Origin of the sequence: Sulfitobacter sp. JL08, from assembly GCF_003352045.1 — a bacterium.
GTDB lineage: Bacteria > Pseudomonadota > Alphaproteobacteria > Rhodobacterales > Rhodobacteraceae > JL08.
This window is the reverse complement of record NZ_CP025815.1, coordinates 2897873-2912869: the sequence shown is the minus strand read 5'-3', so window position 1 is coordinate 2912869 and position 14997 is coordinate 2897873. Positions and strand designations below refer to the sequence as shown.

At 57.1% G+C, this 14997-nt stretch carries 13 protein-coding genes; 8 read left to right on the top strand and 5 right to left on the bottom strand.

The window, feature by feature from the left end; genetic code table 11:
- Positions 1–25: 25 nt before the first annotated feature.
- Entirely contained in the window at positions 26–1600 is a 1575-nt protein-coding gene (locus tag C1J05_RS14335; RefSeq protein WP_162798086.1) for a winged helix-turn-helix domain-containing protein, read from the bottom strand.
- Positions 1601–1806: 206 nt separating this feature from the next.
- Between C1J05_RS14335 and C1J05_RS14330 the strand changes: the two genes are divergently transcribed.
- From C1J05_RS14330 to C1J05_RS21550, 7 genes are all read left to right on the top strand, one after another.
- Positions 1807–2691, top strand: a complete 885-nt coding sequence (locus C1J05_RS14330) for a class I SAM-dependent methyltransferase (protein WP_205388959.1) — start codon at positions 1807–1809, stop codon at positions 2689–2691.
- A gap of 59 nt (positions 2692–2750) precedes the next feature.
- Positions 2751–3314 carry an OsmC family protein gene (locus tag C1J05_RS14325; protein WP_114870847.1) on the top strand — a complete coding sequence of 188 codons (564 nt, stop codon included), beginning with the start codon at positions 2751–2753 and terminating at the stop codon, positions 3312–3314.
- Positions 3315–3385: 71 nt separating this feature from the next.
- Positions 3386–4621 carry an NAD(P)-binding domain-containing protein gene (locus C1J05_RS14320; protein WP_114870846.1) on the top strand — a complete coding sequence of 412 codons (1236 nt, stop codon included), beginning with the start codon at positions 3386–3388 and terminating at the stop codon, positions 4619–4621.
- An 18-nt stretch (positions 4622–4639) separates the two neighbouring features.
- Complete coding sequence (locus C1J05_RS14315; protein WP_114870845.1) at positions 4640–5203, top strand: OsmC family protein; 564 nt, start codon at positions 4640–4642, stop codon at positions 5201–5203.
- On the top strand, positions 5200–5580 hold the full coding sequence (locus C1J05_RS14310) for a group I truncated hemoglobin (protein ID WP_162798085.1): 381 nt from the start codon (positions 5200–5202) through the stop codon (positions 5578–5580). The genes C1J05_RS14315 and C1J05_RS14310 overlap by 4 nt, the downstream gene beginning before the upstream one ends.
- 9 nt (positions 5581–5589) lie before the next feature.
- Positions 5590–6675: an adenylate/guanylate cyclase domain-containing protein gene (locus tag C1J05_RS14305; protein WP_114870843.1), complete on the top strand. Its 1086-nt coding sequence runs from the start codon at positions 5590–5592 to the stop codon at positions 6673–6675.
- 393 nt (positions 6676–7068) lie between these two features.
- Positions 7069–7230 (top strand): hypothetical protein, encoded by a 162-nt coding sequence (locus C1J05_RS21550; protein WP_162798084.1) that lies wholly within the window; start codon positions 7069–7071, stop codon positions 7228–7230.
- A 62-nt stretch (positions 7231–7292) separates the two neighbouring features.
- Here the strand turns inward: C1J05_RS21550 and C1J05_RS14300 are convergent, their stop codons facing one another.
- Positions 7293–8492, bottom strand: coding sequence for an alpha/beta fold hydrolase (locus C1J05_RS14300; RefSeq protein WP_114870842.1), 1200 nt, complete (start codon positions 8490–8492; stop codon positions 7293–7295).
- Positions 8493–8610: 118 nt separating this feature from the next.
- Here C1J05_RS14300 and C1J05_RS14295 point away from each other — a divergent pair, with 118 nt between their 5' ends.
- Complete coding sequence (locus C1J05_RS14295) at positions 8611–9594, top strand: homocysteine S-methyltransferase family protein (protein WP_114870841.1); 984 nt, start codon at positions 8611–8613, stop codon at positions 9592–9594.
- A gap of 642 nt (positions 9595–10236) precedes the next feature.
- Here the strand turns inward: C1J05_RS14295 and C1J05_RS14290 are convergent.
- The 3 genes from C1J05_RS14290 to C1J05_RS14280 are packed head-to-tail and all read right to left on the bottom strand — an operon-like array spanning position 10237 to position 14985.
- The gene (locus tag C1J05_RS14290) at positions 10237–11256 is read right to left on the bottom strand and encodes a SphA family protein (RefSeq protein ID WP_114870840.1); all 1020 of its coding nucleotides are present in this window, start codon (positions 11254–11256) and stop codon (positions 10237–10239) included.
- Entirely contained in the window at positions 11214–13049 is a 1836-nt protein-coding gene (locus C1J05_RS14285) for a DUF3604 domain-containing protein (protein WP_114870839.1), read from the bottom strand. The genes C1J05_RS14290 and C1J05_RS14285 overlap by 43 nt, the downstream gene beginning before the upstream one ends.
- Before the next feature lie 4 nt (positions 13050–13053).
- On the bottom strand, positions 13054–14985 hold the full coding sequence (locus C1J05_RS14280) for a DUF3604 domain-containing protein (protein ID WP_114870838.1): 1932 nt from the start codon (positions 14983–14985) through the stop codon (positions 13054–13056).
- Positions 14986–14997 lie beyond the last annotated feature (12 nt).

Below are 14997 nucleotides of genomic sequence, written 5' to 3'. Positions count from 1 at the left end.
CGGTCTAAACGTAGAAGGCCCGAGTTTACAGATTGACGCCTGACCGGCGCAAACCGTCCAAGAAAAGCTCGCTGTGTTCTTCTTTGAGGAATGGATAGGAACTTGCAATTGTGTTGTAGTCCAATGGCAAGCCCATCTCTGACAGCTTTCTGGCAGCTTGCAGGGCTTCATCGCGATCGCCCGTCAATCCGGATAACGCAACCTGCCTTTGCAGTGCACGACCGTAGTATGGGTCGCACGATTGCGAAAGTCTCAGACGTTCGTTTGCCTTGTCAAATTGCTTGTCAAGCATATGCCAAAGTCCAAGGTCGGCTTCAATGACAGCGCGGTATGGGTAGGTTGGATCAACTCTAAACAGGCGCTCTTGGTAGGAGCGTGCCTTCTGCGGATTTCCCGAAAACCCTGTAATACAACCGCCGAAATGATAGTTCATTCCTGCACTCGGGTTAAGTTCGATCGCACGCTCCACATGCAACAACGCCATTTCATGGTTTTTGTTGGTCCAAAGCTCGCCTACCGCCGTCAGCGCGTGGGCAATCCAGGCACTGCGATCAATATCCAGCGCCCGCCGTGCAGCTTCAAGCGTGGGTGCAAATGCTGAGGCGCTATCTGACGAAGAAAAATTGGCCATCGCCATTTGAAACTGGGCGGTGGCGATCAATGTATAAGGCAACACCCAATGCGGCGCGCGTTCAGCCGCATCGCGCGCCAATCGATCAGCCTCCACGAAGTCACTGCGCTTCCCGTTGCTGAGCAACGATGCCGCGCGCATCGTTAGCTCCCAAACGGTCATATCCCCCGGTGGTTTGCGAAGGAGGCGGCGGGCCTCAGCTCGTTCCAGTTCGGGGGACACACTGGAGGCAATCTGGCCTGCTATTTCCTCTTCGACGTCAAAAAGTTCGTCTATGTCACAGGCCAGACTGTCACTCCATATCTGTGTGTTTAAGTCGGTATCCGTCAGAGCAACCTGAATTTTCAATCGATTACCGGCGCGTCTGAAAGTGCCGTGAACCAAATACCTTGCGCTCAGAAGTGTTCCAATCTCTTGCGCACTCATTTCGGGTGCATTTACACGCGCCGTCGACTGTCGAGAGATCACTGGAAAATATCTCCATGCAGACAAGGCTGCGACTAATTCGTCTGTGATGGCAGTTTCAAGTTGGCTGGACTGACCCTCACCTGAAATATCTTCGAATTTAAGAACTGCAACTGCCGGTCTGGCGAAAGCATCGGTTTGCTCGGCTGCGTTGGAAACAGCTTCATCCGGAAGGGTTGCTGATGTAACCGAGTTGCTTGCTTCTACTTCGCCAACAAACCGCAATCCCCGCCGTTGGACGGTCTTGATGAACTTCTGCGTGGACCCATCATCACCAATCGCCTTTCGCGCATCGCGAACACAACCGGACAATGCCGCATCCGAAACAATCCGATCTCCCCAGAGTTCCGCAAAAATTTCATCCTTGCTCACCAGACGATTGTTGACACTGACAAGGAGTTTAAGAAGATCGAATACTTGGGGTTCAATGCGCACGGGTTGTCCTGCACATCTGAGTTCAGCACGCTCTGCGTCCAGAAAAAATTCATCAAATGCGTAGTTCATGTCGGCTCCCATCTGGCACGACAATACGCCCGTTTCCTAATTTCGCCAAGGAAATGAAGATCGCGCTTTTCCTTTGAAATCCGTCATCATGGGCGGAAATTCAGAAAAACCCAGAGATTCACCACAAGATACTCAGGCCTCCCCCAAGTTTGCGGATCCGCTCCGAGTTAGCACTTCTCCATAGCAACAACCCTTTGGAGATGACCATGAACCAGCAAACAAATTTCCCAGCCACACCAGAAACCTCACCATTGGTGACGTTCTGGAACGAGGTGCTTGCACCGAAATTTACCATGTACCGGCACATTCTAGTGGACGGTCTGTCGCGTCACAGCGCCGCAATCTTGCCAACCCTTCAAATCGCGCCCGGGGATCGCATCCTTGATGTTGGCTGTGGATTTGGGGACACCGCTATTGCTTTGGGCAACCGCGTTGGGTCAACGGGTTCCGTAATGGGCGTGGATTGCTGCGAGGCCTTCATTACCCAAGCTTGGGACCACGCCGAAAAGAACTGGGCAGAGAACGTACGGTTTGCCGTAGGCGATGTTGAACGCGGCGTGGATGGCGCACCATATGATTTTGTGTTCGCCCGCTTTGGCACTATGTTCTTTGCCAATCCCGTCGCTGGCTTGCGTGCCATGCGGGTTGCGCTGAAGCCCGGTGGCAAGATGGCGCATATTGTCTGGCGTGATCGCAAATATAATCCGTGGTTGAACGCAGCCAAAGATATTGTGCAGCAGTTTTTGCCAAAACCGGGCGAAGATGCGCTGACCTGTGGCCCCGGCCCATTCTCAATGTCTGATGAACGCAATACGCGCGCCAAGATGGAAGCGGCTGGCTTTACCGACATTCGATTCAAGCGCATCGACGCGAAAGTGATGGTGGGGCGCAACGTTCAAGAAGCGATTGCGTTTCAACTTGCCCTCGGCCCCGCCGGAGAGACCTTCCGCGAAGCCGGCGACCTTGGCGAAGAGAAACGCGAAGAAATCGAAGCCGCATTGGCAGAGATGTTTTCCCATGCCGAAACAACAGCCGATGGCCTGTGGATGGACAGCTCTTCCTGGCTGATTACCGCACGCAATCCCGCCTGATCCGAGCAACCCAACGCTACGACCAATAACTTTAACAAACACCCTGAAAGGGACTACCAATGACACAAGTACAAGAAGTAACCGCCAACAACGGCGTGAACACCGAAGCCTTGATCGGCGCGCGCGGCGCATTTACCCAAACGCCTGAGGCTGCAGCCTTCACTTTCCGCAGCACCTGCGACTGGATCGAAGGCACCTACAGTAGCAATACGATCAACGGATACTTCGGGCTCGGTGAAGAGCAGACGCGCAAGCAGATGTTCACCATCGAATCCGATCATCCTGAGGTGTTTGCGGCTGCAGATCGCGCTGCAACGCCAACAGAGATCGTGCTGAGCGCTCTGGCAAGCTGCCTGACCGGCAGCGTGGCCTCCGTCGCGCAGCATCGCGGCATCCAGCTGCATTCAGTGCGGGCCATTGTCGAAGGCGACGTCGATGTGCGAGGCATACTTGGCATGGACGGTGATATTCGCAACGGCTTCTCGGACGTGCGCGTCTCGTTCGAGGTTGATGCAGATGCCAGCGCGGAGGACGTCAGTGCGTTGGTCGCACAATCACAAAAACGCTCTGCACTGTTCGACATCCTGACGAACCCCACCAACGTCACTGTCAGCGTTGCCTGACCTGTAGGGCCCCGCGTGAAAGACATTCGGGGTCCCACTTGGATTTCTTGAGATACCGTGAGGATTTTTAGATGCGACACATAGATACTCTTGTCATCGGTGCCGGTCAGGCCGGCCTCGCGATGAGCCATTGCCTGAGCCAGCGCGGTGTTGCGCATGTTGTTATCGAGCGTGGCGAGGTCGCTAATTCATGGGCGACCGAACGCTGGGACAGTCTGCGCCTGCTGACCCCGAACTGGCAAAGTCGCCTTCCGGGCTATGCCTACGAGGGCGATGATCCTGACGGATTCATGTCGATGACTGATGTGGTTTCCTATCTCAGGGGCTACGCCGCACAGGGTACAATGCCGATTGAAAGCCGCACGCGGGTTTTGTCGGTCATTGCCGAGGGCCAAGGCTACCGCGTGTCAACGAACCGTGGCGACTGGCTGTGCCGGAATGTCGTCATGGCAAATGGTGCCTGCGCTGTTGCGTCAACCCCCAAGATGGCGGCTGCGCTGCCTGTCGGTCTTGCCCAAGTTACCCTGCTGGCCTACCGCGCGCCGCGGCAACTGCGCAAAGGTGGTGTTCTGATCGTAGGAGCATCCGCCAGTGGCGTGCAGATTGCGTCGGAACTGGCCCAAGCGGGGCATGCCGTGACGATTTCTGCGGGCCATCACATTCGCATGCCACGCAACTACCGCGGGCGCGACATCCAATGGTGGATGGACCGCAGCGGCGTGCAGGATCAAGGCATAGGCGATGTCGACAACATTACCCGCGCCCGCAGTGTGCCATCCCTGCAACTTGTCGGGGATGCGAACATTCCGTTGATGGATTTCAACCACCTGCAGGGTCTTGGGTGCACAATTGCGGGCAGGTTGGCTGCTGTCAGGGACGGCGTCGCCCTGTTCTCTGGCGGGTTGGCCAACGCCTGCGCCCTTTCGGACCTCAAGATGCGGCGTTTGCTGCGCAGCTTTGATGCCTTTGCGCAAGAAACAGGTGTTGCGGGCTTGTCTCCTCCTGAACACATCTGCGCAACCGCTCTGCCTCAGCGACCCGACCTGAGCCTTGATTTGACCAGTGGAGCAATTCGCACGGTTGTCTGGGCAACCGGGTTTCGGCCCGATTTTAGCTGGCTAAAGATGCCTGTTTTCGACCGCAAAGGGCAGCTTTTGCACGATGAGGGCCGCGTCGCCGACGGGCTTTATGTCCTTGGCCAGCCCTTCCTGCGCAAACGTAAATCCGCGCTGATTGACGGTGTCGGGGACGACGCGATCATCCTGTCGGACCAGATTGCCCGACGTAGTCACCAAATGGTGGCTTAACCAGAAAGGACCAACAAGATGAACATTCAAACCCCCTCCAAGGCGATACCTCAAGCTACGGATTCGGAGATCCGCATTGCCCAGAACAAAGTGATCGACCGCCTGAGTGCAAATCCGGCGGTGGCGGTTACCACAAACGCACTGACAGCCCATGTCGGAGACGGTCTGACCTGCGCTGTCCAGCAAGGTAAATTCAGGACAGTGATGGATCTGGGACCAGCAATGGGCGGTGCTGCACGCGGACCCGGACCCGGTTTTATCGCCAAGGCGGGTATCGCTGGCTGCATCGCCATTGGCGTCAAAATGGCGGCAGCCCGCGAAGGGATCGAAATCCAAAGCGTTGATCTGCGTCTTGAGACGGTATCGGACGACCTTGCCATCTTTGGGCTGGGTGACAACCGCGCTGCACCTCGTGAAACGCGGATCAGCCTTGATGTGCGATCAGGCGCACCCGATTTGGTCATTGAGGCTTTGGTCGCGAACGTCCTTGAATGCAGCCCTTGGTTTCTCGCCCTGCGCGATCCGCAGAACGTCACAGTCACGACCACCGTCAACAATCTGAACAGGAGCGGTTCATCATGAATTCGATTGCCCAACCATCCCGCAATTTGTCGATCTTTGACAAATATGGCGGCATCAGGATCCTGCGTCACGTGATCATGGATTACTATGATCGCGTGCTCGACAGCGATGTGATCGGCCATTTCTTTGAAGACACGGATATGGTCAAGCTGATCGATCACCAGACAAAGTTCTTCACGATGGTGCTCGGAGGTCCTGCGCATTTCTCTGATGCGCGTCTTGCCAGCGCGCACAAACATATGCGCCTGAGCCACGTGGAATTCGACGAGGCAGTTTTGCTGCTAAATGAAACGCTTGCCGATGCGCATTTTGCACAGGATGACCAGAATACTGTCATCGCTGCCATAGAGGCGCGCCGCAGAATACTTGTCGCGTGAGGGCTTGATATGTTGATCAATACAAATTGCACCGGTTTGCTGGATTCGATGGCAATGGGCGTCTGTGTAGCGGAGGCAGATACCGGGAGCGTTCTGTTTTGCAACGACCTGTTTTCGACGTGGTTTGCCGATGTGCGCGTCGAGGCAATATTGCATGAAACTCTGCCGGACATGACATCCGATGAGTTGGCGGGGATGATCAATGGGACGAGCATCGAAGTGAAGGCCAAAGTAAAACGGCGCAGTTTGATCATCGAGATGAAAGCCCGCAAAATCGCTCTCGATGGCAAGGAAGTTTTGGTTCTCGAAGGCCAGAACGTTTCTCGGCTACATGAAAGTGAGGCCATGATCGACAGCTACGCCGCGATTGTGGAACGTCGGACACGCGATCTGGAACGCGAAAAGGTGCGGGTCGAAAAGCTGTTGCTGAATATCATGCCCCGGTCAGTATATGAGGAGTACATGTCGTTTGGATCAGTCGCGCCGCGCCTCTTTGATCCGGTCAGCGTGCTGATGCTCGACTTTGTGGGTTTCACAGAGATGTCCGTTTCTGCCGACCCCAATGTCACCGTGGCTGAGTTGAACGATATCTTTACAGCATTTGACCGGATTGGTGAACTTTACGGCTGCGAGCGGATCAAGACGATTGGTGATTGCTATCTTGCGATCACAGGGTTGCCACACGCGACCCCAGAGCATGCAGTAGCCGCCGCAAAATGTGCCTCGAAGATGGTCCGCTACCTTGAGCGACGCAATACAACCCACGAGCATCAGTGGCGGGCACGTATCGGTGTTGCTTCGGGAAAAGTCGTGGGGTCCGTCGTTGGTGTTCAGAAGTACATCTATGACGTCTTTGGGCCAGCAGTGAATCTCGCAGCACGCTTGCAGGCCCATTCAGCGCCGATGGAGATCACCGTCTGCCAGAACGCTTCGCAGGAGTTGCAGGACAGTTTTGATTTCAATCGTCAAAGAACCGAAACGCTGAGGGGGTTCGGAGAAATCGAGGTGGCGTCGATCATCAGGCGGCGTCGGGAAGGAAGCACTGAAGTGAAAGGCAACCCTGGCGGTACCGTAGAAATAGCAGCGACTATTTGAGGGAAGATCATCGCCACGCAGTACAGCAGCGATGTTTCGTTTGGCGAAACTTTAGAAGTAGGCCGATTCCATTTGTCAGGCTGATCCGCCGAAGCAGCGAATATTTAAATACTATGGATTCATAGGCTCAAAATCATGGCAAGATACCATAAACGCTATGTGCGAGACATGCGGCCAAATGCGGGAATACTTGCTAAAACTGGCCACTGCCGCGCGCGTAGCGAAATGGCACTTTTCTTGCTAACTGTGAATTCGACCATGAGACGGCGAAAGCTCGGGTTGAAATCCACCGAGGATGGTAACTTTGAATGGCGGCTTTTACGACGCTGGCTGCATCGTAGCAATAAATCTTGATGCAACTGCAGGGAAATGCTGCGTGAGCAATAGCCGCAGGTGCATCAGGCAGCTTTGTCCCGCAAGGCGGTCATTCTTGCAGAGTGCAGCGAACGTCTGGTGCCGGTGAAAGCAGTCGTTCAAAAGCAAAAATTCGAATTTGCAGCCATGAAGGACTGCTTTGCGCTGCACAGCAGACAGTCACCAAATTTCGGTGAATGACTGCATCGAGCTGATTGTGTTGAAAAACTCCATTTTTACCGAAGCGGACGCCCCAAGCAAGATCAGGGCCCTGCAAATTCCTCAATCATCTTGAGCATCTTGCCGAACTCTTTTTCGCTCTCAAAAAGCAGATGATTGGGACTGTCCAACTCAACAAATGCCGCCCCGGGAATTTGCGAAGCGAGGAGCTTTCCCTCTGTCAGCGGAGACACTGCGTCTTCGCTACTGTGCAGCACCAAAGTTGGGACTATGGTCTTTGGCAACATCCCGACCACATCAACTTCGTCAAACACGGACCGAAACTCGGCGATAGTCTCGCTTGGGCCACAAAGCTTTTGGAAATCGTTGAACCACTGCATTTGCTCTTTCGTTGCGTCCGGCATGAAAAGCGTCGTCAGCGTCTGACGCACAGCCGGATTGTCGTTACCCCAGCAGGTGCGGATCAGGCCAATCAGTGCGTCGCTTTCTTCGATGTCGCGCGCGTTGCCTCGCATCCTGCGACCACGGGCATAGCCACCATTCAAGATCAAATGTGACACACGGTCCGGGTGCCTTTGCGCATAAGCAATCGCCACAGACGCCCCTTGAGACATGCCAAGTATGGCGACCTGGTCATGCCCGTATGTGTCAATGACGCATTCCATATCATCAACCAGACGGTCAAAGACGATATCCGTGTCGGCCCATTGTGACAGGCCATTTCCGCGCTGATCGTATCGGATCACCCGAAACCGTTCGGAAAGATGGGCGACGTAATCGCCATAGGCAGGGCTTTCCCAATCCATGACCAGATGGGTCATCCAGCTTCCTGCAAAAAGGAGCGGATATCCTTCGCCGGACACAGCATGCGCGATCGAGGTGCCGTCCTTCGATGTACAGTACCTGACACCGGACATTTGCGCCGCACGGCTCAGGCGATCGGGCCTGAGGGTATATCTCGCCGTTTTGGAAACCGCACCGGCAGGTTTCAAAGTGACCGGACCAATCAGGCGGTACCCACGACGGCCAACGGTTTCGATAAACTGCGGCTCAGAGGCACTATCGCCAAGCGCCTTTCGGATTTCGAAGATGTACTCGCGAACAAGATCCGGGCTCACATGCAGCCCCTGCCAGACCTCAGCAAGGATTCTGTCGCGCGGCAGAACCGTCCGGGAGTTTCCGATCATGAAGGCAAGGATTTCCGTTGCCCTTGGCGACAGCTGACACTGATCAGCGCCCGACGATACAGTGCCGTCCTCCCTATCCAGAACCCACCGTTGCATCAGCCCCCTCAGTAATCATCAATCATCGCAAAAACAACGATACACCAACGATACGAGAACGGAAGCACAGCGCACACCCGCATATACGCTTGTTCAGAAACACACTCAGAGAAGGCCAATGCCCCAGTTATCCTCAGACAAATCAATCACTCGCAAAGCGGCTCCGGATGCGCCCGGTCGCACCGCAAACCTCCTCAACTCTGACACGGATTTGTTCCTGGTCTATGTCGGGATGGAAACAGACCTGATTTTCACACGCGGAATCGATCTTCCCGGATTTGCCTCTTATCCACTGTTAGAAACCGAAGACGGGCGCGCGTTGCTCAAGGAGTATCTGCGTAACTTGATCGACTTGGGCAGAGTTGAAGGAACAGGTGTCATTCTGGAAAGCCCGACATGGGTGGCCAACCGGGACCGCGCCGCACCTTTAGGGTATTCGCCTGCGCAACTCAGATACTTTAACCAGCAGGCCGTCGAGCTGATGGACGAAGTGCGTTCGGAAGCGCGTGATGTCCCAACCCTGATCAGCGCAAACCTCGGCCCTCGGGACGATGCCTATGCGCCCGTAGATCAGATAAACGCGGATCAAGCCGAGCAGTATCATTCCGAGCAAATCTCGGCTTTTTCGGAAACGGCTGTGGATGTCGTCAGTGCATACACCTTGGCCTATAGCGCCGAGGCTATTGGCATCGTGCGGGCCGCGCAGCGTTTCGACCTGCCGGTCATCATCAGCTTCACGGTGGAAACGGATGGGCGGCTGCCGACAGGGGAAACCTTGGCCGACGCCATCACCGCCGTGGATACCGCAACCAATGCCTACACCACGTATTTCATGATCAACTGTGCCCACCCCGACCATTTTGCCAAGACTTTGGTCGACGAACCTTGGATTCAACGCGTCAAAGGCATCGTCGCCAACGCATCACGCTGCAGTCATGCGGAACTGGATGAAGCCGAAGAACTCGATGACGGCAATCCGCGGGAACTCGGCGAGCAACTCGCTGACATCAAGCGGAGGTTTCCCCACATTCGGGTCCTAGGCGGCTGCTGCGGGACCGACATGCGGCACATGAAGTGCATTGCCGAAGCATCGAAGTCTTAGAGAAAGCCGCCCATTCTGATCCGCAAACTTTTCATGTAGTGCAAGATTGGTTGATGCATCGCATTGAAGGCCAGCTTTGTCCCGCAAGGCGGTCATTAATACAGAGTGCAGCGAACGGCCGGTTTTCCGCATTGCGGCCAATGGTGCTTTGCGCCGCGAATGACGGCAGTGAGCCCGGAGTCACCGATGCTGCGACATGCACCAAGGCCTGAAGACCAGTCCGAAGCGGTCATTCGTAGTCATTCTGTTTGTCTATCCAGCGATGGCTTGGAAAGTTCTATTTTTACCGCAATGCGCAGAAGCGTGCAGTGTGTACTTTGATTGCGACATGACATCGATCTCCTGCGGGCCTTTTTGGGTGTTTGGCGATTCAGCGAAATAGGTCACTTTGAGGCGCATTGGAAACAGAACGACTTTGGGAAAAAACATGCCGTACGGTGCGCTTTCAGAAAAGCACTATAAAAAACCTGACGGAAGAAAAACAGCACTTGCGACCTTTCAGGCGACGTGTAGTCCTGACCGTGACCGCAAGTAATAGTTTCAGTCTGCTCTGGGGTTCGTCGTGGATCAAATGCTCTCGTAATGGTGCGCTACTGGGCAGAGCCCTATGCTGGAAAAAGGGGTGGCAGACTGTCGCTCCCGTCAGAAGGAAACGGACATGTTTAACGACAATATATCGCTTTCGAACCGGCGCTTTGCATTGAACTCGCTTGTGTATTTCAGCTCGAAACTGGCCTGGCCGCCGAATAGCGACACCCCGGAATACGTGATGATCGGCCCCGCGCCACTGACCTTTGCACGCAGCGATCTGGCGCCAAGGGCCGCGCGCGTTCCAACCGCGCCGCTGCCGCTGTCATCGCGGATCTGTTCGTAGTGATAGCCGGTCACACCGAACGCCCAGCCTGACTTGGTATGCTGCAACACGGCGGCTTCCAACTGGACGGCTGGCGCAGTTTGGTAGTCCGTAGCCTTGTTCCTAGTCGAGAACAGCATCGACGCCGTCCCCGACAGCTCCAGCCCCGATTGTGGGTTGAACCATGTTGCCGCGAAAACGGGCTGGAAGGACCAGACGTTCTTCCCGTTGGACAGCGCGTCGATACTGCGGTTGGGCACATCAATCGTGGCGGTGTCGTAATTGCCTGTCGGTGCATAAACCGAAAGCGCGGCGCTGTAATTCAACTTCCCGCGATTCCAGCCGACCATCGGGGTGAAGATAATGTCGCCCACACCCGAAGTGGAATCGTCGATCCTGGACCCCGCCAGAGGTGGTGTGATCGCGGTAAAGCCAAGCCCGACATCGAGGATTGGCACCGTCAGGTTCAGCGCCGGCTGGCCACCCAAGACATCGGCGTCGAAAGAATGTGTAATCCCCAACCGCAAGAGATCCACCGTGACCTCCGAATCCGCCCTGATCGGCAGGCCGCCGATTGAGACGCCCGTCACGTCGCCCTTCAGGTGGTCATAGCTGAACGACAGGTAGGTGCCGGGCGGCGGCACAACGCCGGCAAAGCTGTCGCGGGTGCCAAGGAAATAGGCGCCGATACCGCCCTCGACCGCCTGCGCGGCTGGGGCGAGCGTGGCAGACATCAGGGCGGCGGCGCCAAGGGTGCGAACAATGCTCACCTGTCCATCTCCGGGCTGTACCAGATCGGCGAGGTCCATGCGCGTTCCTGTATGGTAGCCGGGACGCTGTCCAGCAGCGGCAGACCATTGCGCACCGCGTCATAGGTGGTCCAACGCGGCGTCGGAATCTCGATCACCCGAACGTAGTAGAGCGCGGCGCTGTCCGGGTCGAAATCGTCATCCGTCCAGTGACCCATCAATTCCGGCGCGCCGATGTCGTTGGTGTAGGTGGCGGTGGCGGTGTCGACAGTATTGCCAACGGGCGGGATGCTCCCCTCCGCATCCGGCACGCGCCCGTCCGACACGGCCACGTCGATGATCCGTTCCTGCGGTTCGCCCGCCTCGTCGACCCAGCCCTTGATGATCTGAATCCGGTCGAGATTGGCCCCCATGGGGTCTTTCATCGCATGCACGCTGAAGCTGGGCGGCCCGTCCATTGCACCCAGAGTGCCCCCCATAGGAACCCCGTTGGCATAGCCGTTCAGCACCATGCGTTGCGGGTCGTCGGTTTCCGCGAGGCCAGCCCCGCCAAAGAAACGCGGTTTGATGCGTGGGCCGGAGGTGGCAAAGGTTTCGCGCGCTGCCATCGCGTCGTAGATCGCGCCGCGCGTATTTCTCGGTGCCCAGACACCGGCGAGCGAGCCCGGGTTGGCGTCGGGCCCGGTCAGCCAGCCATCTATACCACCCTCGCGGCGTTCCTCGATTGTGCCGTCGGCCACGCCGTGGCTGCCGTTATAGGTTGACTCGGTCACGTCGCTCGGGGTGCCGTTGTGGCTGTCGGTGCCGCCTATGAAGCCCAGCTTGTAGGGGTTCGCGCCCAGTTCTGCCTCATAGTCGAGCCCCTTGGTGATCGCCCACCGCACGAAATTTTGTTTCTGGTAGGTGCGGTTGCTGAAGGTCGCGAGGCTTTCGGCATTTTCGAAATCCGCGAACTCGTCGGCAGGAAAGAGCGAGGCAACGACCTCGGAATTACCCTTGATCTGCATCATCTCGATCAGTGGTTCCCACTTTGCGCGTTTTTCTGCGTATTCGCGCGTCAGCGGGTTGCCGGAATTGTCCACCGGTTCGAACATCAGCCCCTTGCTGCCGTTGGAATTGTGCGGAATCGCCAGAAGGGTCGAGCCGGCATCTTCCTGTTCTTGCATCCAGGCCCACAATTCTTCCTCGTCCTGGGTGTCGAGCGCACTGAGCGGCAGATCGGGCACCACGGTATCGCGGAAGATCACGTTGCGGTGCATGTTGCCGGCGCTGGGGGCCGAGGTCCATTCAAAGGCAATGAGCGTCGTGAATGTCCCGGGATCATAGTGCTCCTGCGCGGCGGCGATGACGAAATCTTCCCAAGCCGTCTTTGTCGTCTCTGCACCCTCGAAGAACGGGGGATGCTCGGGGTCGTTCGACCGCATGTTGCTGACCACATATTTAGTGAACCACGACGTCTGTTCCTCGATGTCGTTCAGACCGCGGAGCTCGACCAGCGCCTCCTGGTAGTGACCAGGTGCATCAGGCACCTGTGCCGACAGCATTTCGCCCAGGAACTCGGCATGATCCGATACGGCGGCAAAATCGAGCGGCCGGCCGATATTGTGCAGGACGTGGTTCACCGACACGTCTTCGCCCTTAGCAAAGCGGTAGGCGTCGAACGGTGTTAAACGGGTCCCGCCGATATAGGCGTCGAGCGAGAAGGAAGTATGCACATGCGTCTCGCCGAAATAGGCATTCTTCAGAGGGTTTTCGGGGATCTGCGCTTCCCGGGCCGCGAAATCGTCCTGAGCCCACGCCGGCAGCGCCATGGCGCAAAAAAGGGCCGAAATAATGATATGCTTGTGTTTCATGGTCTTATCCTTCGGGGCTGTACCAGATCGGCGAAGTATAGGCGCGCTCTTGCGCGATCAGCCGCACGTCGTCTGGCAGGTCGAGGCTGAATTTCACAGCATCATAGGCGGTCCAGCGCGGGGTGGGTATCTCGATGACGCGGGCATAGTAGAACGCAGACAGAGCGGGGTCGAAGTCCGGGTCAGTCCAGACCGCGCCCAATTCCGGCGCTCCGATAGTATTCGTCCATGACGGGATCGAGAGATCGACCGTGTTGCCGACGGGGGGTAGCTTGCCGTCCGCATCCGGCTCCCGACCATCCGACCACGCCACATCGTAGACCCTTTCCCGCGGTGTGCCGTCGGCTTCGATCCAGCCCTTGACGATTTGCACGCGGTCGAGGTTCGCCCCCATCGGATCGCGGAGGGCGTAGACGAGGAAAGACGGCGCTCCTTCGCCGGCGAACAGATCGCTGCCCATCGGCACGCCCTTGGAATAGCCCGTGACCGCAAGGTTTCGGCCGAGCACGTCCTCGTCTTCGAAGTGCCAGCCGCCAAAAAACCTCACCCGCATCCTCGGGCCCGTCGTGGCATAAACTTCCCGGCGCTCCATCGAGTCGAAGATCGCGCCGCGCGTGTTGCTCTCGGCCCAAACCGCTGTGAGCCCGGCAGTGATGTATTGCCAGGAATACAGCGCGTCGGAACCGTCGGCATAGGTCTTGCTGACATGCTGCGAGCGGTCTGGGCTGGGCTCATAGGCGGAATACTTCCCGAAGAAATTGTCGTTGTCGGGCGTCGTAAGTCCGATGTGATTGTCCGACGCTCCCACCAGTCCGAACTTGAAGGGGTTGGTACCCAACTCCGCTTCGAGGACAAGACCGCGCTGCAGGCCGGAGCGCACGTATTCCCCGGCCAGCATGTCGTTTGTCTTTGGTGCGGACGCGTCAAGATTGCCGTAGTCCCAGGTCTCGAAATCGGCGAACTCGTCCTCGGGTGACAGGAACGGATGCGCCTCCCCGTCGCCCTTGTTCTGGGTGGCCTCGTAGAGGCGCTCCCATTTCTGCCGTTGCTCGGCATAGGCGGCATCCAGAGGCGCGCCCTCCGCAAAGTCGTCCTGCAGCGAGAACATCATACCGTTCGACAGGTTACCGTTATGCGGGATCGCAAGCACGTCGCCGCCCGTGGTGTCTTCGTAGTTTTGGAGCCAGGACCACAGATCGCGCGGGTCAGGCGAGCCGATCGGCGGCGTTGTTGTGTACGGCACAAGCTGGCCGGCCCGCTCAGACCCATCACGAAAGATGACATTGCGGTGCAGGTTGTTGCCCGCCACCAGCGACGTCCATTCGTAGGCGATGAATGTCGTGAAGGAGCCCGGGTCGCTGAATTCCTCGGCTGCGGCGACGATGTCGTCCCACACCCGCTTGTAGGCGGGGTTGCCGGGTTGATAATTCAGCACGGACGACAACTCGCCCTGCGCGAAGGCAGAGTTGAGCTCGAAGGCAGCCTGCTGTGCCGCAGTTCCACCAAGATTGAACTGCTCGTTGAAGTACCGGCCTTGTTCGTCGGCCATGATGTTAGGAGCGCCTCCGATGATGTCCGTGATCGCCCCCATGCCGTCCGAGTGATCCGTGATCATGTAGAAATCGAGCGGCTGAGCGAGTTTTACCTGCTGGCCGGTGTTCGATGTCACCTGCTCGCCCCGAGCGAACCGGTACGCATCGCGGGGGAGGAGGCGCGTTCCGCTCCCACCCGCATCCGCCGAGAGAGCGGTGTGGACATGGGTGTCGCCGAAAAAGACCTGGGTCGGGAAGGCCCGGTCTGCATAGGGCGAATAGGGCCGACCCGCCGGTCCGGAGAGATCTTCGGGATTGATCGCGTCCTGCGCTGCGCCGGCCGTCGCCAGACTTGCAATAAGGGCCGTCAGGGCCCTGAGTTTGGCTTTGCGATTTGTCAACATTACTTCAAACCT

Coding starts and splice junctions, on each gene's coding strand:
- C1J05_RS14310 (WP_162798085.1), top strand. CDS start 5,200: ATGAATTCGATTGCCCAACCATCCCGCAATTTGTCGATCTTTGACAAA.
- C1J05_RS14305 (WP_114870843.1), top strand. CDS start 5,590: ATGTTGATCAATACAAATTGCACCGGTTTGCTGGATTCGATGGCAATG.
- C1J05_RS14290 (WP_114870840.1), bottom strand. CDS start 11,256: ATGGACCTCGCCGATCTGGTACAGCCCGGAGATGGACAGGTGAGCATT.
- C1J05_RS14280 (WP_114870838.1), bottom strand. CDS start 14,985: ATGTTGACAAATCGCAAAGCCAAACTCAGGGCCCTGACGGCCCTTATT.
- C1J05_RS14325 (WP_114870847.1), top strand. CDS start 2,751: ATGACACAAGTACAAGAAGTAACCGCCAACAACGGCGTGAACACCGAA.
- C1J05_RS14300 (WP_114870842.1), bottom strand. CDS start 8,492: ATGCAACGGTGGGTTCTGGATAGGGAGGACGGCACTGTATCGTCGGGC.
- C1J05_RS14320 (WP_114870846.1), top strand. CDS start 3,386: ATGCGACACATAGATACTCTTGTCATCGGTGCCGGTCAGGCCGGCCTC.
- C1J05_RS14295 (WP_114870841.1), top strand. CDS start 8,611: ATGCCCCAGTTATCCTCAGACAAATCAATCACTCGCAAAGCGGCTCCG.
- C1J05_RS14335 (WP_162798086.1), bottom strand. CDS start 1,600: ATGAACTACGCATTTGATGAATTTTTTCTGGACGCAGAGCGTGCTGAA.
- C1J05_RS14315 (WP_114870845.1), top strand. CDS start 4,640: ATGAACATTCAAACCCCCTCCAAGGCGATACCTCAAGCTACGGATTCG.
- C1J05_RS14330 (WP_205388959.1), top strand. CDS start 1,807: ATGAACCAGCAAACAAATTTCCCAGCCACACCAGAAACCTCACCATTG.
- C1J05_RS14285 (WP_114870839.1), bottom strand. CDS start 13,049: ATGAAACACAAGCATATCATTATTTCGGCCCTTTTTTGCGCCATGGCG.